This window comes from Nesterenkonia flava (genome assembly GCF_031432335.1).
GTDB classification, from domain to species: Bacteria; Actinomycetota; Actinomycetes; order Actinomycetales; family Micrococcaceae; genus Nesterenkonia; species Nesterenkonia flava.
The window spans coordinates 1-1,680 of record NZ_JAVKGT010000068.1 but is presented as its reverse complement, the minus strand read 5'-3'; the positions used below and the strand labels follow the sequence as shown (position 1 = coordinate 1,680).

The 1,680-nt window shown below is 61.4% G+C and carries 1 protein-coding gene; it reads left to right on the top strand.

Annotation, left to right across the window (positions count from 1 at the left end; all coding sequences use genetic code 11):
- Positions 1–138: 138 nt before the first annotated feature.
- Positions 139–1,680, top strand: a 1,542-nt coding sequence (gene istA, locus RH857_RS13460; protein ID WP_310538488.1) for an IS21 family transposase, incomplete at its 3' end; no start/stop codon positions are given.

Genomic DNA, 1,680 nt, shown 5'->3' with positions numbered 1-1,680 from the left:
TGGCACGTAGCGGGAGTTGGAAGCGGTGGTCTGCGTAGTTGTAAGCGACATTCCGGGTTTCGGGTAGCGCTTGTGGTCTGCTGAGTGATGGCGGCGCCGGTCGGTGTCGCTTTTCGCTATGGAGAAGGGCAGGCCTTGATGGCTGACTACAGGACGATCATGTCCTTACTTTTGGAGTCGCGGTCTTATCGGCAGATCGGTGAAGTGCTGGGGTGTTCACAGCGGGATATTGCTCGGGCGCGGAAGGTGATCACTGAGCACGGCATCACCGCCGAGTCGCTGGCGCAGATGCCTCAGTCCCGGGTCGGTGAGCTGTTCCCGGACCGCCGCCGACGGGCTTCTGGTGATTATGAGGCTCCGGATTTCGCTCCGGTGGTGGCGTCGATGCGTTCGAACCCGCATTTCACGCTGCTCCAAGCCTGGCGCACCTACTTGGGTGCTCAGTCGGATCGGCGTAAGTATGGGTATTCGCAGTACTGTCATCTCTTCAGCGACTACGCAGCCAAGAATGATCTGGTGGCCACGCTGCACCATGAGCCGGGCAGGGCGGTGTTCATCGATTGGGCCGGTGACACTGTGCCCATCGTTGATGCCATCACGGGTGAAGTCACTAAGGCGTATCTGTTCGTGGCGGTGTTGCCATACTCTGGCTACCTCTACTGCCGCGGGTTCACCGATATGCGGATGGGATCCTGGCTGGCAGGTCATATCGGTGCCTTCGACTTCATCGGAGGGGTCCCCCAGATCGTGGTGCCCGATCACGCTTCGACTGCCACTCACCGAGGAGCTAAGGGGGACGCTGCCCGGGTCATCAACCCGAAGTACCAGCAGATGGCTGATCACTACGGCACCGCGATCGTCCCGGCCCGGGTCCGGCGGCCCCGGGACAAAGCAGCCGTGGAATCAGCAGTGCAGACGATCAATAAGCGGGTGATCGGCTACCTCGCTGAGGAGGTCTGGATGAGCATCGCTGAGCTGAATGAGGCCATCGGTGAGCGGATCTGGGAGATCAACCATCAGATCGTGCGTGCTGATCACACCACACGGCATGAACGTTTCGCCGCTGAGGAGGCTGAAGCCTTGGCGGCGCTGCCTGTTGAAGGCTTCGAAGAGGTCGAATGGAAACAGGTCAAGGTCGGGCGGAACTACCATGTCACCTGCGAGTCTCAGCACTACTCAGTGCCTCACAGGCTTGCCGGCCAACTGCTGCGGGCACGACTGACCCAGACCCAGGTGGTGGTCTTCGCAGCCGATGAGATCGTTGCTGAGCACCGGCGCCGTCAGGGTCGGCGTGGCCAGTACTCCACCGACCCAGCCCATGTGCCCGATCAGCATAAGGATGTGGCCGGGCTGTGGTCCCGGGACTGGTTCACCCGCCGGGCTGGGTCGTTCGGGCCTGCCACCGTAGAGATGATCGCCCAGGTCCTGGACCGCAACCAGATCGAGGCCCAGGGATATTTGGAATGTCAGAACATCCTGGAAACCCTGGGACGGAAGAACAAGCAGCGCCTGGAGGCAGCAGCAAGCCAGCTGCTGAACATCGGCGGTTATGCCTCCTACTCGTCGCTGAAGCGGCTGATGGCCGCCATCGATAGTGACGCCAAGACATCTCGACCCAGACGGGCAGCAGCATCCACCGCGAAACCCTCTGACGCCTCAGCTGCCGATCAGCCTGGAGTG